An 18,122-nucleotide genomic window follows, 5' to 3' on the forward strand; every position below is an offset into this window, starting at 1 on the left:
CCGAGTGAGATCTTGTAGCGGCCGGCGGGGTTCCTGCCGCGGCGCGCGGCCATCAGGCCCCGTCGCGGCCGCGGAGGCGGATGGTCCCGCGTTCGCCGAGCCGGCTCACCAGGTCGATGACCTTCGCCTCTCCGTCCACGGCGTACCCCAGGTCGTGCGCCGCGTTGGTGTAGGCGCCCCACCACATGCCGTCCAGCTTGAGGCTGATCTGCTCGCACATGGCGGCGATCTGGGCGTGGGCGATGGCGTTCTGGGCGACCATCTGGACGAACTGGGCGTCGAGCTCGCGTGTGGTGTCTTCGGCGTGGGCGGTGATCTGCTCGCGCAGCTGCTGCAGCTCGGCCGTGAGGATGGCGCGCTCCTGGGCGCGCTCCGCACGCAGTGCCTCGTGGTCTCGTCGGCGGGCGTCGCGCATCAGGTAGCGCATCGCGAGGACGAGGGTGCCGAGCGACAAGGCGGTGGCGAAGGCGGCCAGTGCCAGGACCTTCGTCTCGCCGGAGGCTGAGCCGGTGAACGCCATGGCGATCACGAGCGGCCAGCTGAGGAGCGTCATGGAGACGCACAGTGTGATGGCGACCAGGCTGATTCGGCTCGGTCGAACTGATTCCGTTGTGGGCAGACGGTTTGGTGCCTCCGTCATGTGCGGTTCCCTTTCACACATGGAGTACGGATGTAGTGATGGCCTCGAATCCTTTGCCCTGCCCCGGCATTGGCTCCGATCGCGCCACGGTAGTCCAGTCGCGCGCAGTCATCACTAGACCGATCGGTTACAACACGTTCCGTAGTCTGACGTTTCCTAGCTGCCGGTCGGGCGCTCCCTGCTGGCAGGCCTTGCGGCAAGTGTCCGGATCGTCTCCCTAATGTGGTACTTCTCCGCTTCTGACACGTTCGGGTCTTGCAGCCGGCGCAGGAGGGTCTCGAAGTCGGGGTCGATCGGCATGGGCTCCGGTACCTTCGCCCGGCCCGTCTTGCCCGGCCACAAGATCGCAAACGCGGCCACCACCGGGATGTCGTTCGTGTCGCAGAACGCCTCCACCGCATCGGCGCTGGGCGAGGTCTCCCACTCGCCGTTGATCCAGCGGTAGATGGTGGCGGGGCTGACGCTGACGCCGTTGCCGCGCGCCGCTCGGCGCTTGGTCTCCTCGGCGATCATCGGCACGGTCCAACCCCGGGTCGTGCGCGCGTTGTCGGTCACGCGCTTCACGAACCGGGCCCACGCGTCGCGGCGCGCGTCAGGGGCGGCTGGCATGGCGACACGGTACGTCCCACCTGCGGTAATGCCGTCTCGCTCGCGGGAATCTTCGCGCCGACGAGAGGGCATTTCGTTGGGCGGCCCGTGAGCTGCACAGTCCAGGACTGCGTGTGACTGCACGTGCATAGATACCAATCTAGGTTCTCCGCGACGTAGTCGCATACTGTCCGAAAGTATGAGGCGTCTCGTCGGCGAGAATGTGTCATAGTCGTCTCGTGGACGAGAATCCAGTCATCTCTAGTCTCGCCAGCGAGACGCGGGTCCAGGAGCTCGAGCCTCCCTTCGTCAGCGTCAAGGACGCCGCGGTCTACCTCGGGAAGCTCAGCACCCGGGAGATCTACCGGCTCCTCGAGAGCGGCGATCTCCTGGGCGCCCACCACGGCCGCCGCCAGCTGGTGCTCGTCTCGTCGCTCAAGGCGTTCGCCGAGCAGCTGATCGAGACCGAGCGTGCCACCAGCGAACCGGTGGGCGCGAGCGCGTAGAAGCCCGGGGCTGCGGCGTGCCGAATCCGCTGAGCGCCGGGACAGACCCCAAAAGTTCGGGACCCGCTGGACGACGCCGTGCAGGGCGTCGGGCGGGTCCCCAGATCGGGAGGAGTGACTCCCTGATGGAGACGGTATCGGACCGGCCGCCTGAGGGCGAGCCGGGGAACGTCACACCGCTGGTGCTCGACGCGGTGGTGCTCATGGAGCGCCGGGTCGAGTTCATCGGCCGCCGGATCTCGATGACCCTGCCGGACAGCGGCCGCGTCGAGGGCGAGCTGGTGAACGCGTTCTGGCGGGGATGGGACACGCCGCTGTCGCAGCGCATCGGGATCACGATGCGCGACGGGCGGAGCTTCCTGGTCGGGGACCGGACTCGGATCACGCTCGAGCAGCTCGTCGATGAGGACCGGGAGCCGCTGACCGAGGAGCAGCACGCCGATGCGTTCGGCGGCCGCGAGGTCACCTACGACCGGGACCGGGACGAGCGCGGCTGGGAGCCGGGGTCCAGCTACACCGGCCCGTTGCTCGACGCAATCCGCGACGAGCTCGCCGAGGGGCCGGAGTTCGGCTACTTCGGGGAGCGTGCTCCCGAGCTGGTCGAGTCGGCCGTTGAGCCGGCCCCGGGGCGGCGCACGGTGTCGCTGGAGGTCCTCACCGCCGAGCTGCGCGCCCTGGCGAACGCCGAGCGGGCCGCCGAGGCCGCCCGGTTCAACCGTGACGACGCGGACCTGGTCGGCGAGCACGCGCGGGCGGGCATCGTGTCCCGGGTCGGTGGCCGGGCGGTCGGTGTGCCGTACGTCGACACCGACTGGGTGTACGAGTCGGGCGCGCACGGGTTCGCGTCGCTGGTGAAGCAGGCGCAGGGCATCGCGGACCAGGACGGCGCCGACCTTTTGATGCCGACGCCGGACGTGCTCGCCGTGCTCGCCGGCGAGACCGACGTGCGGCTGCTGACGGCGCCGGTGCACGTCCTTGCGATGGACGTGACGGTGGGGATGTGGCTGGTCGGTGAGATCGCCGGCACCGAGCACCTGGAGCTCGTGGTCGGCACCCCCAAGTGCGGCCTGCTGAACTGCGAGCACGGCGTGGCATGCAAGGTGCTGACGATCGCGGACGGCGTTTTCGAGGTGTCGCGGCACGTCGCCGGCTACGCGCGGACCGAGGTCCGGATCCCGGCGGCTGCGGCGGTGGTCCGGTGAGCGGCTACCACTACGTGTCGCTGGAGCCCGGTCTGTGGACCGTCGGCTCGGGGACGCTCGGCGTCGACTGGGAGGCGGAGAGCGACCACAGCAGCCCGCGGGCGGCGGCTGATCGGGTGGCGTGGCTCAACGGCGGCCGTCGCCCGGCCGATGAGGACGGCGACGACGGCCTGCGGGCTGCGGTCGGTGCGCTCGTCGAGCAGATGGGCGAGCTGGTCGGTGCGCTGCGCGGCATGGCTGGCCGCATGGAGACTTCCCCGGCTGGCCGGGACCTCGTGGAACAAGCCGCTGATCCTGGCGAGGCGGTTTCCCCGGCGGTCGCTGCGACCGACCAGCCGGGCGACACCCCCGTCGACGACGACCACGCCGCCGTTGCCGCTGGGCTGCGGGAGTTGGCGGACCTGGTCGATTCGAGCCCCGAGCTGCCTGTCTCGTGCTTCACGGCGTCGGTCAGCTGGGGCGCGACGTACGTATCCGACGGACTTCCCAACAGGGACGACGCCTCTGCAGTCCAGCGGCTCCGCCGCGCGGCCGCCGTCCTGGGCGTCGAGGTCGAGAACCACATCGTCGACAGCAACGGGCACCGCCACCACGCGGTGGAGGCCAAGTTCGGTCCGGTGGAGCTGCGGATCTCGCACGTCAACTACGGTGTCGAGCCCACCGATGAGACGGCTGCTGGTGCCACGACGGACGCTGACGCAGCGCCGGCAGCGGACGGGGCGGCGGTTCGCGGCGCTGACCCGTCGGAGGTCCCCGGCCCCACGACCCCCGGGGCCGGGGACGCCACCCAGGACGGCACCCACGACGTTGCTCGTGCTGAGGGAGAGGTGGTCGGCCCCGAGCTGCAATCGGGGCCGGCCACCGGGCACCACCACGTCGCCGGGTCGGTCGGCGGGCCCGGTGAGAACGACGCCGAGTGCGCGTGCGGCACCGTCGTCGCCGGGTTCGACACGCAGGCCGAGGCGGTCGCCGCGCTCGAGCAGCACATCGCCGACCCGGACGGTCCGGTCCAGGACTGGTGGTTCACCTTCGGTGCCGGCCAGACGTACGACGGCATGTACGTCGTCATCCACGGCACCTTCATGGCCGCCCGCGAGGAGATGTTCGCTCGGTTCGGCAACGCCTGGTCGATGCACTACTCGTCGGCCGAGGCGGCCGGTGTGGAGCAGTTCGGGATGGTCGAGCTGCCCCACGACGAGTGGCCTCCGATCGGCGCCGCCGGTGAGGTGTGGATGGCGGTCCGCCGGCGCGGCATCAACTACCACGACCTGGTCGGCGACCTCACGGCGTGCGGGCGCGGCACGACGGCGGGCCTGCGGGTGTCGCTGTTGGAGGCCCTTGAGCTCGGCTGCCCGCGCTGCCCGGTGTGCCAGCGGAAGTCGGAGGGCTGAGCGGTGGAAGACATTGTCAACAACCTGGCCGAGCCGGAGTGCTCGTACCCGGTCATCGTCACCGAGCAGAAGAAGCACGTCGTGTGGCTCCGGGCCGACTCGCAGGCCGAGGCCCTCCAGCGGCTCCAGAACGACGGCGCCTGGTACGAGAAGGTCCGCGACGACGAGACGCTCGTCCACGCCTTTCCCGAGATGCGCTCGCCGGACCGGTGCGACTGGGACGACGTCTACGGCTCGGCCTACGGCGGCTCCTACCCGGGCCTGGAGTGCGAGGCCCACGTCGACTCGCACCGGGCCGTGCAGTACGCCGCGAAGCGCGCCGCCGAGCAGGCGGCGTGCCGGGGCGCCGGCCACCCCGAGGTGACGTACTCGTCGATCGGCGGCGACCCGTGGTGCAAGACGTGCGGGCCGATCAAGCCGCAGCAGCTCGTCGCCGACGTCCGCGCCGCAGCTACTGCCGGTGGTGCGTCGTGACGATGCCGTCGAAGAACCAGATCGCGACCGCGTGCCGGACCCTCGGCACCGCCGTCGCGCACGACCTGGTCGTCTCCCGCCCGCGGGGCGTGGTCATCTACGGCCGCGGCCTGGCCCCGTCCGAGCTGCGGTGGCTGGTCGAGGGCATGGACACCCTCGACGTCCAGCCGCTCACGCAGCCCGGCGTCGGTGGTGAGGAGCAGGAGATCGTCGGCTACCTGCTGGGCCGGGTCCTGCGGATCCAGGTCCGGCAGGCCCGGCTGGCCGAGCTGAACGACATTCTGCGGGCTGCGGCGCGATGAGCAGCACTGGGCGGCCGGGCGGGCCGATCGGGGACGGCAACGGGACCAGGCCCGCGTACGGCCTGACGTGCCTGCTGGCCCTGGTCGGCCTCGGCATCCTCGCCCTCGCCTGTGTCGGCGCCATCCACGTGGTGTCGGCGGTCTGGTGATGGCCGCCGACACCGTGATCCTGCTCGCCGCCGCGGTCCGCCAGCTCGGCCGCCGCGAGGCCACCTACTCCGTCATGCACCTGCCCCGCGACGACGTGCCGTCCACCTCGTGGTGCTCGTGGCCGGGCCCGCTGGTCGCCATGACCGTCGCCCGGGCCGTCGCGCAGAACGCCGTCGCCTGCAACCGCTGCCCACTGATCAAAGCGCACAACCAGGGGATACGCCCATGAACTTCCTCGACAACCACGGCGACGCGTTCGGCGTCGCCCTGATCCTCATCGCCCTCGGCATCGTGGTCTTCGCCACGATCGACCGGTCGTACGGACGGGCGGACCGGGCCCGCCGAGCCACCGAGCGCGCGCTGCGCCAGGTCGACGCCGAGCGGGCCGCAGCCACTACCCGCCGCGACCGGCAGGCGTACTGGCGGCTGCACCAGCGGTTCGTCCTCGTCGTGCAGGGCGTCCCGGTCGTCGAAGCCGCGGCCCGGGCGGCCCGCAGCGAGATCGTCGACGAGCCGATTCCGTACGGGCTGCCGGACATGCCGAACCCGTACGCGCCCGTGTGGACGTCCGGCAGGCTGCTCGACGACGCCACCCACGTCCACACCGAGTTCGGGCAGGTCGTCCGGACCCGCTTCGGGCGGCCGGCATGATCCCGCCCACGGTGATGATCCCCCACGTCGAGGGCTGGATCACGCCGGACCAGCTGCTGCTCGCGTGGCGGTCGATCTGCGTCGCCCTCGTGCTGGGACTGATCGGCGCCGCGGCGGTGGCGCTGTGGCAGGCCGGGTTTCGGATCCGCGTCCCGCGGCCCGACGTGCTGCTGCCCCGGGTGGTGGCGATCCCGCGCCGGCGCAGCACCCAGCGCCGCATCGTCCTGCGCGTGCGCCGCGCCCGCCGTCTCACGACGGAGATCCGCCGCCACGACGGCACCGGCGAGACCTACCGCGACAGCGTCACCAAGGTCGCCGTCGCCGAGCGTCAGGCCGTTGTCGCCGAGTTGAGCACCGCGCAGCCGACCCGCCATGCCCTCGACGAGAGCGATGCAGTCCAGCGCCGCTGGCGCGTGGTCAACCTCGTCGACACCAGCTGCGACGAGATCGACCTGGCCACCCTCCTCGCCGGGCCGCGCGAGCAGATCACCACCGAGGACCTCGCCGCGCTGGCCGCGGCCGCCACGACGGGAGCGGCAGCATGACCGACCTCACCCACGACCCGACCGCGGCCACGGCCGCCGTCGAGGTCGCCCTGACCCGCATCCGCGCGCTGCAGACCTCCCGCCTCCGGCACGCCGCCGGCGGCCGCGAGGACCTGGCCGTCGCGATGGCCGGCCTGATCAACGACATCCTCGACGGCCTGACGCCCGCCCAGCTGCGCGCCGCGCTCATCGCCGTCACCTCCCCCGAGACTGCACCGGCGGGGCCGGCCACATCCGCAGAAGAGGGTGTTGGTGGTCAAGCAGCCCCGGCCCTGCCGGTGCTCGACCACATCCTCGCCCTCGTCGCCGCGTACGGCCTCGCCCGCGCCGAGTGGGCTCTCGCCGGCCAGCCGCCGCAGTCCGCGTACACCGTCGACGGCGCAATGGCCTCCGTCCACGACGCCGTCGAAGAGCTCGCGATGGCCGTGCTCATCGCTCAGCTCGACACCGTCTACCAGCAGTCGCCGGGCCTGTCGTGATCGCCGCGCGGATCGCCCGGGTCCGGGCCTGGCTCGAGCGGTCCGGGCCCGTCCCGGCCGCCCCTGCCGCCGATGAGCTGGCCACCCTCCGCCGATTGCTCGACGTCCTCAACGGCGAGCTGGCCATCCGCACCGGCGAGCGCGAGGCGGCCCGGGCGCGTGTCAGGCAGCTGGAGAACGAGCTGGAGCGCACACCGAGCCAGGCCGAGCACGACGCGGCCTGGGACCAGCTGCAGCAGGTGGCCTTGCATCTGGAGCGGCAGAGCCCGACGGAGCTGGAGCAGCAGCTGGCCAGTGCCCGCGCCGAGGTGGACCGGCTCAACGGCCTCCTCAGCGCCCGCACCGCGGCCGCGGCGGCGTGCGTGTGCGGCGGCGACACCGAGCTGTACTGGCGCGGCGAGGCCGAGCGGCACCGCCGGGCCAACGTGGCGCTCAGCGACCAGCTCGCCGACGCGCGCGCCCGCCTCGACAACCGCGACGCCAAGATCGCCTACCGGAGCGTGCGATGACGAGCCGCCGCAAGACTCACTGCCCAGCCGGCCGGCCCATGTACCGGACCGGGGAGATTCCCTCCCATCTGGCCACGGCCACGATGCTCAAGCGGATGCGGCGTCGGCCCGCGGAGGGCCAGGAGCCGGTCGCGACGCTGTTCTACCACGGCAACCAGCACGCGCCGCTGTACGAGGTCGAGGCCTCGCAGGAGCTGCCGCCGCTCAGTCCCGGCCGGCTCGCCCGGTGGACCGCGGACCGGACCTGCGCCCGCTGCGCCGCGGTCAGCGGCGAGCCGCTGCAGACCTGGGACAACCACAACCGGCGCCTGTGCGACGGCTGCTGGGGCGCCCAGCGGCTCGCGGAGGTCCGCCCGTCGCACCTCAAGCGGCGCCTGGCCGCCGTCGACTGGGCCCGCGGCGTGCTCGCCGACCCGGCCGCCGCGGTGCTCGTCTCCATCACCACCAGCGACTTCGGCTCGACCCGCCTGTACGGCGCGGAGCTGGACGGCACCGTCCTCATCGACGTCACCGTCGCACCGCGCCACGCGGGCGGCGTTCCACCGGTCGTGGTCCCCGACGGTGCAGTGCCCGCCCCCGTCGCCGTCGCCCAGCTGCTCCAGCTCGGCGGACGGCGCTTCATCCACCACGCGATCTCCGGCACAGTCGGCGACCAGTTCACACCGGTCGGCAGGGTCCTCCTGATGGCCGGCCAGATGGGCGACCACCGAGAACTCGCACGCAGCTGCCGCACCTACGACCGTGAGCTCGGCACCGACACCTACCGCCTGCGGCTCCGCGACTGGCACTGCCAGACCGCGCACCCGCAGCAGCCGTGGGCCGGCGAGGACGGACTGAAGCCGGTCTTCCCGACCGCGCCGACCGCTCGTCGCCTCGCCGAGGACATGCTCACCGGCCTTCGCGCGATCGCCGCCGACGAGCACCCCGATGGCCCGGCCACCTGCCCCGTGCTGCCCGACACCGGCCTCGAGCCGTGCGGGTCCACCGACCTGACCGCCGCCGGCGTCTGCCCAGCCCACCAACCCCAGAACGGAGACAACCGGTGAGCAGCCGCGGCAAGGGCAAGAAGCCCCGCGTCAGCACCCGCAAGCGCGACATCCCGATCGGCTACATCCAGGCCGACCCGGCCGGCAACCGCACCGCTCGGCGCATGGCCGCCAAGGAGGCCAAGGCCCGCGCGAAGGGCCGGGCCACCGGCCACGCGACCGGAGGCGCCCCGGTCCGCGACCCGTGGGGTGGTGGCTGGTGAGCCGCTACGCCGACCGGACCGAAGTTTCCAGCGACCGCAGCCGCACCGAGATCGAGAAGACGCTGCGCCGGTACCGCGCGACCGCGTTCGCCTACGGCTGGGACGCGGCGGCCGCGACCGTGATGTTCGAGATCGCGCACCGCCGGGTGCTGTTCCGGCTGCCGATGCCCAACCGCAACGACCGCGAGTTCACACACACGCCCAGCCGCGGCTACCGGCGCAGCGAGGCCTCGATCGACGAGGCATACGAGCAGGGCGTCCGGCAACGCTGGCGGGCACTCGCGCTGGTCATCAAGGCCAAGCTCGAGGCGGTCGAGGCCGGGATCACCACCGTCGAGCAGGAGTTCCTCGCGCACATCGTGATGCCCGACGGGCGCACCGTCGGCGAGCACACCCTGCCCCGGATCGCTGAGGCCTACGAGACCGGCCGGATGCTGGCACTCCTCCCCGGCGGCGAGCGGTGAGCGCCGTGCTGCGGTGGGAAGAGCCGCCGGACAGCCGGAAGGTCCGGGCAGCGCAGCGCGCCGACCGGTGGCGGCCGCTCGCCGACGAGCTGCGGGCCCGGCCCGGCGAGTGGGCGGTCATCGCTGAGGGCCAGGTCGACCGGCGTGGCGAGACCCACGCGGCGCTGGCGGCCTACATCCGTGCCGGCATGGGACCGTTCGCGCCGGCGCGGTCGTTCGAGACCAAGGCCCGCACCGCGCCGGCGGCTGAGCGGGGATCCGCGCGGGTCGGCAAGGTGTGGGCGCGGTACGTCGGCGGTGACCGGTGACCGCCCCGGCCGCCGCCGATGTCGGGGTCTACGACGGCATGCCCGCCGACGCGTACCACGCCGATCCGGCGCTGTCGTCGTCCGGCGCCAAGTTGCTGCTGCCGCCGAACTGCCCGGCCATGTTCAAGCACCGGCAGGACAACCCCGAGCAGCGCGCCGTGTTCGAGCTGGGCCAGGCCGCGCACAAGGAAGTCCTCGGCATCGGCCCGAAGCTCGTCCTCGTCGACCGCGACCGTTGGGACACCACCGAGGTCAAGGCGCAGGTGGCGGCGATCCGCGCCGCTGGCGGCATCCCCCTCAAGCGCGGGCCGTACGACGAGATCAAGGCGATGGCCGGGCAGCTCGCCCGGCACCCGATGGCCGCCGCGCTGCTCAACCCCGCGCACGGCCGTCCGGAGCTGTCGCTGTTCTGGACCGACCGCCTCACCGGCGTGGCTGAACGTGCCCGCGTCGACTGGCTGCACGAGCGGGCCGGCGGCCGGACCGTCGTCGTCGACTACAAGACCTGCCTCAGCGCGCACCCCGACGCTCTGCCGAAGGTCATCCACTCGTACGGCTACCACATCCAGGGCGCGTTCTACCGCGACGGAGTGCGGGCCCTGAGCCTCGGCGACGCGGACACGCTGTTCGTCCTGATCTTCCAGGAGAAACAAGCCCCGTACCTGGTCAGCTGCGTCCAGCTGGACCCGCCGGCGCTGCGAACCGGCCGCGACCTGAAGGACTGGGCCACGCAGATCTTCGCCGACTGCACCGCCTCCGGCCAGTGGCCCGGCTATGGCGAAGACATCGACTACGTCTCCCTGCCCCCGTGGGCAGAACACCGAGAGGGCACCGCATGACCACCGATCTCAACCCCATGCCCGCGGCCCTGGCCCGGCCCACCCAGACGACCGCTGTCGAGCAGGCCCGTGCGGTTGCCGAGGTCCTCGCCGCGGTGCAGGTGGCGCAGCAATGCCCGCGCGACATCCGCCGCGCCTGGGCCGACATGCAGGCCGCCTGTTCCCGGCTCAGCCTCGCCGAGCGTGCGTTCTACACGGTGAAGAACCGCGGCACATCCAGGCCGTCGATCCACCTCGCCCGCGAGCTCGCGCGGATCTGGGGGAACCTCGACTACGGCGTCCACGAGCTGTCCCGCGACGACGAGCGCGGCATGTCCGAGGTCCGCACGTTCGCCTGGGACCAGCAGACCAACGTCCGGCCGTCCCGCACCCTGCAAGTGCCGCACCAGCGGATGGTCGGCCGCGAGCGGAAGCCGCTCACCGACCTCGGCGACGTCTACCTCAACAACCAGAACATCGGCGCCCGGGCGGTCCGCGAGTGCATCTTCTCGGCCCTGCCGGCGGACTTCGTTGCTGAGGCGCAGGACATCTGCCGGCAGACGATCGAACGCGGCGACGGCAAGCCGCTTGTCGAGCGCATCGCGAACCTCGTCCAGGCGTTCGCCGGGATCGGGATCAAGGTGCCGCAGATCGAGAAGCGGCTTGACCGCAAGCGCGGCCAGTGGACCGCGGCGGACGTCGCCGACCTGGGCGTGGTGTACCGGTCGATCCAGCAGGGTGAGACGACCGTTGGCGACGAGTTCCCGCCGGAGCTGGTGACCGTCGCCGAGCTGGGCGGGCCGGCGCCGAGGCCCGCCCCGAGCCCCGACCACGCGTCGGCGGAAGGCGGCGACTGGCCACCCGTCGCCGGGCCGCCAGCCGACGCGCCGGGCGAGGGGAGCGTCCGGTGAAGTACGTGATCGTCGACGAGGACGGGCAGCTGCGGCAGCGCACCGCACCCCGCTACGACGTGGCGCTGCGCGATGTCGGCCCCGAGGGCTCCGACCGGGTCGGACTCCCGAACGCCGCCGCCGTGTACGGCCCTGAGCACGTCCGCACCGCCGCGTACGTCAACGGCGTCAGCGCGCTGCCGACCTCCCCTTACCAGCGCAACCTCGTCGGGTCGTGCCTGCTCGCCTCGCTCGGCGCGGTCGTGCGCCCCTACTACGGGCCGATCGTGATTGTCGGCTGGGACCCCGAGCCCGGCCCGGACGTCGAGGTCGTCTCCCTCACCGACGGGCAGATCCAGGGCCTGCGGCAGATGTACGACGACATCCGCGTCGTGCTCCGCCTCGTCCCGGGCCGCCCGTCCGGGCTGGCGGTGCCGCGGTGGCAGGACGCGATGCGCGCCGTCGCCGAGCACGTCCGGACCGGGCCGGCGCCGCGGCTCACCGTCCTCACCGACGACGAGGCCCTCGCCCACCTGCTCGGGCGCCGGCGATGACCGCCGTCAAGCCGGGCCTCGCCGCCGCCTGCTACGCCTGCAGCCACCCCGGCCGGCTCCACAGCGCGTCCACCGGCTGCGGCCGAACCGGCTGCTGGTGCACGCTCAGCCCCGACGACCTGACCGAAGCAACCGCAGGCGCCGAGCCAGCCCCCGCCCCGGCAGTGCAGCCGCCGGACGGTCGCGCCCTCAACCTCCTCGACCCGCCATGCGCGCGGTGCCCGCACCGGCGCGGCAAGCACCAGCAGAGCGGCTCCGGCTCGCCCTGCACCCGCTGCGCATGCCGCGGCTTCACCACGGAGGCCACCGATGCCGCACCCGCTCCCACGACGCCCGCACCGGCCGACGCTCCCCAGCCGCCGGCCACGCCTGCCCCGGCACCCACCGCCGCGCCAGTCACGTTCCGGGAGCCGGCCGACCAGCAGCCGGTGAAACCCCCGCGTCGCTCCCGCCGGGCCGAACCCAGTCGGCCGCCGGCGGCCCCCCACGGCGACGCGGACCAGGAGGTGGCGGCCGACGTTCCCCGTGCGGCGGCCGCCACCTCCGACCCCACCTGCCCGGGCACACACGCCGCCACCGACCACCGGCTGATGGCCGTCCTCGGCGTCGACGGGCTCGACCAGATCCTTCCCGAGGTCGCCCGCCTCAAGACCCTCGTCGGCCGGGAAGGGCAGCCCGGCTGGGACCACGTCTCCCGCGCCGATGTGATCTGGCAGACCGAGCGCGACCGCCGCGAGGCGACGCTGCTGGCCCGGGAGCACACCGCCCGGCAAGCCGAACTCGACGCCGTCCGGGCCGAGCTCGCCGAAGCCCGACGGCCCGACGTGGTGGCCCTGGACGGGCAGGCGCTGCTCGCGTACACCGCCTGGTTCTGCCGCCGCTGCTCGCAGCGGCGCTTCGACCCCGGCGACTGCCCCGACTGCCGCCGGCCCCTCGTCCCCGTCCACGTCCTCGTCATGCCCCGGGAGATCTGACCCATGACCACGACCAGCCCCACCCCGACGGCCGCCGTGCAGGTCCCGGACCTGGACGCCGCGCTCGCCGAGATCCGCGAGTTCAACAACCAGCGCAGCCTCTTCATCAGCAACCTGGAGAACCACGCTGGCCAGCAGGCCACGATCATCGCCAGGCTCATCGAGGAGCGCCGCGGCGAGACCACCACCGAGGGCAGCCCCCTGTGGGACGGCCGGGTCCACATGGGCCTCGCCGGCGCCACCGGCCTGCGCGCCTGGACCCTCGACGAGAAGACCACCGGGCCCGACGGGCGCACCCGCACCCGCGTCACCGTCAAGCGGGCCTGCAACGGCTGCGGCACCACCCTCGGCGACGCCTCCAACGACGACCTCGACCACGCCATGGCCGGCCTGCCCGCACCCGACGTCCGCCGCGAATGCCCGACCTGCGGACCGGCGCTCGCGCTGCAGGAGGCGAGCAACCGTGGCTGAGCCGCAGGTGTTCGAAGTGCCACATTCCCCGCCCGGCGTCACGCGAGTGCAGGGGATGGGCGGCTCAATCTGGGTGAAGGCGCCCCTCGACGACTTCTGGGAGTGCGTCGAGGGCGCCATGACGGGCGACTCGGGCACCTGGGCCTACGTCCTGACGTACGGCCCCCTCACCGACATCACCCCGCCGCGCGAGCCGCGCACCTGGCCGAAGCTGCAGGTCCCCGACGTCGAGGCCGTTCGCGGCGCCTCCGGCCGCGTCTACCGGCGCGTGTCGCAGTACGGCTCCACCTACGCAGCCCCGGCCGGAGACAGCCTCCCCTTCCTCGAGCTCCAGCGCACCGACGGACCCCTCACGGAGGTGCTCGATGCCGGCTGAGGAGCTCCTCACTCGCGCCGCGGCCAAGCTCCGCGAGATCGCCGAGGCCGCCACGCCGGGGCCGTGGACCGAGGACATCACCGGCAGCGTCCAAGGCCCCGACCGTCGGCGGGTGGTCTACTCCGTCGGCATCGCCGAGGGCCGGTTCCCGCGCGACAGCGACCGGGCGCTGATCACCGCCATGCACCCGCCGGTCGCGCTGGCCCTCGCCGACCTGCTCGACAGCTACGCGATACGAACCCCGTTCGCTGGCTGGGACGGGATCAACGGCCAGCACCTGATCGCACTCGCCCGCGCCGTGCTCCGCGAGGAGGCCGACCATGGCTGACGAGGCCTCGACGCCCCCACCGCCGGCGTACCCGACATCGGCGTGCACCTGCGGCGCGCTCGTCATCTGGACCGTCACCACCAGCGGCAAGCGGATGCCCGTCGACTCGACCCCGGCCGACGACGGCAACATCAAGCTCACCCACCGCGGCACGAGCCTGCCGCCGCTCGCCGTCGTCACCACCAACCCGGCGCAGCTGTTCGGCGTCCGCCACCGCTACCGGTCGCACTTCGCCAACTGCCCGCACGCGGCCTCCCACCGGCGGGGGCGGCGATGAGCACCTTCGAGCTGCGCGCCGTACAGCGGATCGTGGACCAGGCCCGGGCCGCCGGCGTCACCGTCCCCGACGAGGTCACCACCATCGCCAACCAGCTCGCGGACGCCGGCCACACCTCCTACCCGGCCCGCACCTGGGCTGAGCAGCACCCCGACGAGGCCGACTGGCCGGTCGGCTGCTGCATCGGCAACGACCTCGGCGGCCCCGACCGGTGCACCTGCTGGACACCGGTCTTCGAACTCGAGCAGCAGCCACCCCAGCCGCCCGAGCGGGCCGAGGACATCACCGTCCGCGGCTCGATGTGCGGCGACTGTGCCTTCCGGAAAGGCTCGCCCGAACGCGCCGAGGGCTTCCTCGAGGAGGCCCTGTTCGAGCTGGCCGCCCTCGGCCAGGCGTTTTACTGCCACGACGGCATGCGCCGGCCCGCGTACTGGCAGCACCCCGACGGCCGGCGGATCGAGGGGTCCACCGCCGACTGGCAGCCGCCGATCGTCTCCGGCATCCCGTTCCGGGCCGACGGCCGGCCCGGGATGCTCTGCGCTGGCTGGATGGCCCGGGCCATCCGCGCGGACGCGAGGCAGCCATGACTGCGGCCCGGGCCCGACGCCGGCTCATGGCGTTCGAGCGGTACCGCCGGCGTGCGCTGCTGCTCGGCGCACGCCCGCACCTCGGCGTCGGCTCGTCCGAGCCGCACGTCCGGCTCTTCGGCCGTGTCGCAGCCGCCGCGGGCGACCCGTGGCGGCCCTGGGTTCCCCGCGACCCGCACGTGCGGCGGCCGCCGTGACCGGCCGGATCGTCCCCCGGTCGGCCGCCGTCACCAGGCGCACCCGCCCCCACGTCCCTGTCGAGTCGGTCGACGTGCCCGGCTGCTGCACCGTCTGCAACCTCCCGATCGGCCGCAAGCCCTATCCCAGCGAGCTCCACGTCGACCAGCTGCCCGCAGTCGACCCCGACATCACCGACGCCGAGCGCAGACGCCTCGGCGAGCATCAGGAGGACTGATCACATGGCCGTCCAGGTCGGCGCGCGCCGCGCGTTCGTCGCCCAGCACCCCGGCGCCTGCGGCTCCTGCGCCACCACCGTCGAGCCCGGCGACCTGCTGTTCAACGTCCCCGGCAACGAAACCCCATCGGGGCTCGACTGCTGCGGTGACCGGCCCGACGAGGACCTCACCGTCCTGCAGCGCTCCGACGAGGGCCTGTCCGTCGACGAGGACCCGCAGGCGGCGATCGCCCGGGTCCTGCCTCGAGGGAAGACCGGCCGCGACGCCTGCCCGAAGTGCTGGCTGTGATTCCCGCGTCCAACGGCGCCTGCGGCTGCTGACCCTGTACCTCCCGCTCGCCGCTGGCGAGTGGCCCACCCAACCAGGAAGGACACGAAGTGCCCGAAACGCCCGAGGACGACGACGGCCAGGTCCGGCCGTTCGCCGCGATCCTCGCCGAGATCGGCGGCGGCCGGCTCGCCGCCCGCCTCTCCGCCCAGCTGGCCGAGCTGACCACTGCGGTCGCCTCCACCGGCAAGAAAGGCCAGATCACCCTGACCGTCAGGGTCGAGCCGATGCGGAAGGCCGGCGAACACGCCGTCATGGTCACCGGCTCGTCGACCGCAAAGGTCCCCGAGGGCGAGGACGCCGCACCCGCCTCCGTCTTCTTCGCCACCCCGTCCGGGGTCCTCACCCGCGATGACCCCCGCCAGCCGCAGCTGCCGCTCCGCGGCCTGCCCACCGGAAAGGCAGCCAACGCCTGATGACCACCACCGTCGACGGCTCCGCCGTCACCGAGATCGCCGACCTCGCCACCGCGGCCACCGAGCCGTCACACGTCGAGCCCGGCAAGCTGTACGTCGCGATGGGCCCGAACGGCCCGGTCACCCTCGACTTCACCGGCGACGGCTACCGCGAGCAGCCCAAGCGCAAGACCGGCGCCACGACCGTCCGTGACGTCGCGAGCTTCGCCGCGTACTGGGGTAAGCACCACCAGCCCGGCCGGTCCGAGGTCTACGCCACCCGCGACGGGCTCAAGGTCACCGCCGTGATCGACACCCACGGCTCCGCCCTCGACGCCACCGGCTGGGGCCAGCACCGCCTCGTCCTGCAGCTCGAGCACACCACCGCCTACAAGGCGTGGACCAGCAAGTCGGGCATCGACATGTCCCAGGAAGAGTTCGCGAACTTCCTCGAGGACAACCGCACCGACATCATCAGCCCGCCGGCGGCGGAGATGCTCGAGGTCGCCCAGTCGATCCAGGCCACCACGAAGGTTTCCTGGGCGTCCGGGCACCGGCTCGCCGACGGCCAGCGCGTCCTCAACTACACCGAGGAGACCGAGTCCCGCTCCGGCACGCAGGGGCAGCTGGCCATCCCCGCCGAGATCGAACTCGCCCTGTTCGTGTTCAAGGGCGCCCCGGTCGCTGACCAGTTCGTGGCCCGGTTCCGGCACCGCCTCGTCCAGGGCCAGCTCAAGCTCCAGTACCGCCTCGACCGGCCCGACGACATCGTCGACGCCGCGTTCGAAGGCGTCGTCGCCGAGGTCACCGAGGCCTGCGCCACCACCGTGCTGCGCGGGACGCCGGCATGAGCAGGTTTGTCTCCAGAAATTAGCCACATTTGGCGATGAACTCGCACAACTCGTGCGACCGTCGCCGCCAATCGACCTGCAAGATCGCTCGGCCCGACCCTACTTCCCTGTGGGTCGGGCCGGCGGCGCACTAGATCAACAATCAATTGAGATCAATACATGGGGAGCCAATGAGCGTTCCGAAGCGACTGCGCTTCGAGGTGTTCCGCCGCGACGGCTTCCGCTGCCGCTACTGCGGCGCCACGCCGGACGAAGCCCAGCTCCGCCCCGACCACGTCGTCCCCGAAGCCCTGGGCGGCAAGACCGAGCCCACCAACCTGGTCACCGCCTGCGAGGACTGCAACGCAGGGAAGGCCAGCATGCTCATCTCCGGCACGATCGACGACATCGACGAGCGCACCATCCAGAGCCTCGCTAGCACGCTGCTGAACATCGTCAGCGACCACCTCGGTGACGACTACATCAACCCGCTGGCCGGCCAGGTCGTCGCAGAGGGCATCCCTCCGCTGTTCCAGCTGGAGGAGTGCGCTCGCCGGGTCGTTGTCAGGATGTCCGCCGAACTCCGCGCTGCCATGGCGGCGGTGCGCTGATGCCACGTATCCGCACGATCAAGCCTGACTTCTTCATCTCCGAGACCGTGTCCGCGCTGCAGTTCCGCACGCGCCTGACATGGATCGGCCTGTGGACGCACTGCGACGACTACGGCCGGCACCGGGACAACGTGAAGCTGATCAAGGCCGCCGTGTGGCCCCTCGACGCCGTCTCACTGCGCGACGTCACCGAGGACCTGGACGAACTCATCGCCGCCGGTCTGCTGTACCGGTACGCGGTCGACGGCCGAACCTACCTGCAGGTGACCAACTGGGACGAACACCAGAAGGTCGACCGGCCGTCGAAGAGCACTATCCCCGCCCCGACTGAGGGGTCCATCGTCGAGCCCGGCCAAGCGGACGTACCCGCAGGTCAGGACACTCGCGAAACACTCGCGAGCCCTCGCGAGCCTGCATCGAGCCCTCGTGACAGGAAAGGAAAGGAAGGGAAAGGAAAGGAAGGGACGCGCGCGAGCGCGCGAGAAGCACCCCCCGCCCAATGCCCCGAACACCTCGAAGACCCAGACCCACCCGCATGCGGCCGCTGCGCCAGCGCCCGCAAAGCCCGAGAACGCTGGGATCGCGAACAAGTCGCAACGGCCTCCGCCGCGCAACAAGCCCGCGCCCGCGACCACGCCGCCACAGCCAGAGCCGCCATCGACGCCTGCAAGCTCTGCGACGACCAGGGCTACCGCGGCACCCAGGTCTGCTCCCACGACCCGACACAGGCCGACCGCGCACGCAACGGCGCCGCAGCAGCCCGCGCCGTCGCCGGCGCAGCACGCCCACCCCGGCAGGGCCACCGATGAC

At 72.4% G+C, this 18,122-nt stretch carries 33 protein-coding genes; 31 read left to right on the top strand and 2 right to left on the bottom strand.

Features of this window, described 5'->3' with window-relative positions; all coding sequences use genetic code 11:
* Positions 1–52 precede the first annotated feature (52 nt).
* Positions 53–553: a hypothetical protein gene (locus ABZS66_RS18965; protein WP_354759241.1), complete on the bottom strand. Its 501-nt coding sequence runs from the start codon at positions 551–553 to the stop codon at positions 53–55.
* 243 nt (positions 554–796) lie between these two features.
* Positions 797–1,249 (bottom strand): helix-turn-helix transcriptional regulator, encoded by a 453-nt coding sequence (locus ABZS66_RS18970; RefSeq protein ID WP_354759243.1) that lies wholly within the window; start codon positions 1,247–1,249, stop codon positions 797–799.
* 218 nt (positions 1,250–1,467) lie between these two features.
* Between ABZS66_RS18970 and ABZS66_RS18975 the strand changes: the two genes are divergently transcribed.
* The 31 genes from ABZS66_RS18975 (at position 1,468) to ABZS66_RS19125 (ending at position 18,121) form a co-directional block, all read left to right on the top strand.
* Positions 1,468–1,734 carry a helix-turn-helix domain-containing protein gene (locus ABZS66_RS18975; protein WP_354759245.1) on the top strand — a complete coding sequence of 89 codons (267 nt, stop codon included), beginning with the start codon at positions 1,468–1,470 and terminating at the stop codon, positions 1,732–1,734.
* 125 nt (positions 1,735–1,859) lie between these two features.
* Positions 1,860–2,936, top strand: a complete 1,077-nt coding sequence (locus ABZS66_RS18980) for a hypothetical protein (RefSeq protein ID WP_354759247.1) — start codon at positions 1,860–1,862, stop codon at positions 2,934–2,936.
* On the top strand, positions 2,933–4,327 hold the full coding sequence (locus ABZS66_RS18985; protein ID WP_354759249.1) for a hypothetical protein: 1,395 nt from the start codon (positions 2,933–2,935) through the stop codon (positions 4,325–4,327). The genes ABZS66_RS18980 and ABZS66_RS18985 overlap by 4 nt, the downstream gene beginning before the upstream one ends.
* 3 nt (positions 4,328–4,330) lie before the next feature.
* Entirely contained in the window at positions 4,331–4,801 is a 471-nt protein-coding gene (locus tag ABZS66_RS18990; RefSeq protein WP_354759251.1) for a hypothetical protein, read from the top strand.
* Positions 4,798–5,103: a hypothetical protein gene (locus tag ABZS66_RS18995; protein WP_354759253.1), complete on the top strand. Its 306-nt coding sequence runs from the start codon at positions 4,798–4,800 to the stop codon at positions 5,101–5,103. The genes ABZS66_RS18990 and ABZS66_RS18995 overlap by 4 nt, the downstream gene beginning before the upstream one ends.
* Positions 5,100–5,252: a hypothetical protein gene (locus ABZS66_RS19000; protein WP_354759255.1), complete on the top strand. Its 153-nt coding sequence runs from the start codon at positions 5,100–5,102 to the stop codon at positions 5,250–5,252. The genes ABZS66_RS18995 and ABZS66_RS19000 overlap by 4 nt, the downstream gene beginning before the upstream one ends.
* On the top strand, positions 5,252–5,482 hold the full coding sequence (locus ABZS66_RS19005) for a hypothetical protein (protein WP_354759257.1): 231 nt from the start codon (positions 5,252–5,254) through the stop codon (positions 5,480–5,482). The genes ABZS66_RS19000 and ABZS66_RS19005 overlap by 1 nt, the downstream gene beginning before the upstream one ends.
* Positions 5,479–5,904 (top strand): hypothetical protein, encoded by a 426-nt coding sequence (locus tag ABZS66_RS19010; RefSeq protein WP_354759259.1) that lies wholly within the window; start codon positions 5,479–5,481, stop codon positions 5,902–5,904. Before ABZS66_RS19005 ends, ABZS66_RS19010 begins: the two co-directional genes overlap by 4 nt.
* The gene (locus ABZS66_RS19015; protein ID WP_354759261.1) at positions 5,901–6,449 is read left to right on the top strand and encodes a hypothetical protein; all 549 of its coding nucleotides are present in this window, start codon (positions 5,901–5,903) and stop codon (positions 6,447–6,449) included. The genes ABZS66_RS19010 and ABZS66_RS19015 overlap by 4 nt, the downstream gene beginning before the upstream one ends.
* Complete coding sequence (locus tag ABZS66_RS19020; protein WP_354759263.1) at positions 6,446–6,928, top strand: hypothetical protein; 483 nt, start codon at positions 6,446–6,448, stop codon at positions 6,926–6,928. Before ABZS66_RS19015 ends, ABZS66_RS19020 begins: the two co-directional genes overlap by 4 nt.
* Positions 6,925–7,437, top strand: a complete 513-nt coding sequence (locus ABZS66_RS19025; RefSeq protein ID WP_354759265.1) for a hypothetical protein — start codon at positions 6,925–6,927, stop codon at positions 7,435–7,437. The genes ABZS66_RS19020 and ABZS66_RS19025 overlap by 4 nt, the downstream gene beginning before the upstream one ends.
* A gap of 95 nt (positions 7,438–7,532) precedes the next feature.
* Positions 7,533–8,483, top strand: coding sequence for a hypothetical protein (locus ABZS66_RS19030; protein WP_354759267.1), 951 nt, complete (start codon positions 7,533–7,535; stop codon positions 8,481–8,483).
* The gene (locus tag ABZS66_RS19035; RefSeq protein ID WP_354759269.1) at positions 8,480–8,686 is read left to right on the top strand and encodes a hypothetical protein; all 207 of its coding nucleotides are present in this window, start codon (positions 8,480–8,482) and stop codon (positions 8,684–8,686) included. Before ABZS66_RS19030 ends, ABZS66_RS19035 begins: the two co-directional genes overlap by 4 nt.
* Positions 8,683–9,150 carry a hypothetical protein gene (locus tag ABZS66_RS19040; RefSeq protein WP_354759271.1) on the top strand — a complete coding sequence of 156 codons (468 nt, stop codon included), beginning with the start codon at positions 8,683–8,685 and terminating at the stop codon, positions 9,148–9,150. Before ABZS66_RS19035 ends, ABZS66_RS19040 begins: the two co-directional genes overlap by 4 nt.
* 5 nt (positions 9,151–9,155) lie before the next feature.
* Positions 9,156–9,458 (top strand): hypothetical protein, encoded by a 303-nt coding sequence (locus tag ABZS66_RS19045; protein WP_354759273.1) that lies wholly within the window; start codon positions 9,156–9,158, stop codon positions 9,456–9,458.
* The gene (locus ABZS66_RS19050; RefSeq protein WP_354759275.1) at positions 9,455–10,297 is read left to right on the top strand and encodes a PD-(D/E)XK nuclease-like domain-containing protein; all 843 of its coding nucleotides are present in this window, start codon (positions 9,455–9,457) and stop codon (positions 10,295–10,297) included. The genes ABZS66_RS19045 and ABZS66_RS19050 overlap by 4 nt, the downstream gene beginning before the upstream one ends.
* Positions 10,294–11,187 carry a hypothetical protein gene (locus ABZS66_RS19055; protein WP_354759277.1) on the top strand — a complete coding sequence of 298 codons (894 nt, stop codon included), beginning with the start codon at positions 10,294–10,296 and terminating at the stop codon, positions 11,185–11,187. The genes ABZS66_RS19050 and ABZS66_RS19055 overlap by 4 nt, the downstream gene beginning before the upstream one ends.
* Positions 11,184–11,720: a hypothetical protein gene (locus ABZS66_RS19060; RefSeq protein ID WP_354759279.1), complete on the top strand. Its 537-nt coding sequence runs from the start codon at positions 11,184–11,186 to the stop codon at positions 11,718–11,720. Before ABZS66_RS19055 ends, ABZS66_RS19060 begins: the two co-directional genes overlap by 4 nt.
* Positions 11,717–12,694 (top strand): hypothetical protein, encoded by a 978-nt coding sequence (locus tag ABZS66_RS19065; RefSeq protein ID WP_354759281.1) that lies wholly within the window; start codon positions 11,717–11,719, stop codon positions 12,692–12,694. The genes ABZS66_RS19060 and ABZS66_RS19065 overlap by 4 nt, the downstream gene beginning before the upstream one ends.
* A 3-nt stretch (positions 12,695–12,697) precedes the next feature.
* Complete coding sequence (locus tag ABZS66_RS19070; protein ID WP_354759283.1) at positions 12,698–13,165, top strand: hypothetical protein; 468 nt, start codon at positions 12,698–12,700, stop codon at positions 13,163–13,165.
* Complete coding sequence (locus ABZS66_RS19075; RefSeq protein ID WP_354759285.1) at positions 13,158–13,541, top strand: hypothetical protein; 384 nt, start codon at positions 13,158–13,160, stop codon at positions 13,539–13,541. The genes ABZS66_RS19070 and ABZS66_RS19075 overlap by 8 nt, the downstream gene beginning before the upstream one ends.
* Positions 13,531–13,869: an ead/Ea22-like family protein gene (locus ABZS66_RS19080; protein WP_354759287.1), complete on the top strand. Its 339-nt coding sequence runs from the start codon at positions 13,531–13,533 to the stop codon at positions 13,867–13,869. The genes ABZS66_RS19075 and ABZS66_RS19080 overlap by 11 nt, the downstream gene beginning before the upstream one ends.
* Complete coding sequence (locus ABZS66_RS19085; RefSeq protein ID WP_354759289.1) at positions 13,862–14,146, top strand: hypothetical protein; 285 nt, start codon at positions 13,862–13,864, stop codon at positions 14,144–14,146. Before ABZS66_RS19080 ends, ABZS66_RS19085 begins: the two co-directional genes overlap by 8 nt.
* The gene (locus ABZS66_RS19090) at positions 14,143–14,733 is read left to right on the top strand and encodes a hypothetical protein (RefSeq protein WP_354759291.1); all 591 of its coding nucleotides are present in this window, start codon (positions 14,143–14,145) and stop codon (positions 14,731–14,733) included. Before ABZS66_RS19085 ends, ABZS66_RS19090 begins: the two co-directional genes overlap by 4 nt.
* On the top strand, positions 14,730–14,930 hold the full coding sequence (locus ABZS66_RS19095) for a hypothetical protein (protein ID WP_354759293.1): 201 nt from the start codon (positions 14,730–14,732) through the stop codon (positions 14,928–14,930). Before ABZS66_RS19090 ends, ABZS66_RS19095 begins: the two co-directional genes overlap by 4 nt.
* A complete protein-coding gene (locus tag ABZS66_RS19100) occupies positions 14,927–15,148 on the top strand; it encodes a hypothetical protein (RefSeq protein WP_354759295.1) in 222 nt (73 codons plus the stop codon). Before ABZS66_RS19095 ends, ABZS66_RS19100 begins: the two co-directional genes overlap by 4 nt.
* A gap of 4 nt (positions 15,149–15,152) precedes the next feature.
* Positions 15,153–15,437 (top strand): hypothetical protein, encoded by a 285-nt coding sequence (locus tag ABZS66_RS19105; protein ID WP_354759297.1) that lies wholly within the window; start codon positions 15,153–15,155, stop codon positions 15,435–15,437.
* Positions 15,438–15,526: 89 nt separating this feature from the next.
* Entirely contained in the window at positions 15,527–15,892 is a 366-nt protein-coding gene (locus tag ABZS66_RS19110; RefSeq protein ID WP_354759299.1) for a hypothetical protein, read from the top strand.
* Positions 15,892–16,722, top strand: coding sequence for a DUF2303 family protein (locus ABZS66_RS19115; RefSeq protein ID WP_354759301.1), 831 nt, complete (start codon positions 15,892–15,894; stop codon positions 16,720–16,722). Before ABZS66_RS19110 ends, ABZS66_RS19115 begins: the two co-directional genes overlap by 1 nt.
* A gap of 170 nt (positions 16,723–16,892) precedes the next feature.
* Positions 16,893–17,312 (top strand): HNH endonuclease, encoded by a 420-nt coding sequence (locus tag ABZS66_RS19120; protein ID WP_354759303.1) that lies wholly within the window; start codon positions 16,893–16,895, stop codon positions 17,310–17,312.
* Complete coding sequence (locus ABZS66_RS19125; protein ID WP_354759305.1) at positions 17,312–18,121, top strand: hypothetical protein; 810 nt, start codon at positions 17,312–17,314, stop codon at positions 18,119–18,121. Before ABZS66_RS19120 ends, ABZS66_RS19125 begins: the two co-directional genes overlap by 1 nt.
* The last annotated feature ends 1 nt before the right edge of the window (position 18,122 follow it).

Origin of the sequence: Dactylosporangium sp. NPDC005572 (assembly GCF_040605515.1) — a bacterium.
Taxonomy (GTDB): domain Bacteria; phylum Actinomycetota; class Actinomycetes; order Mycobacteriales; family Micromonosporaceae; genus Dactylosporangium.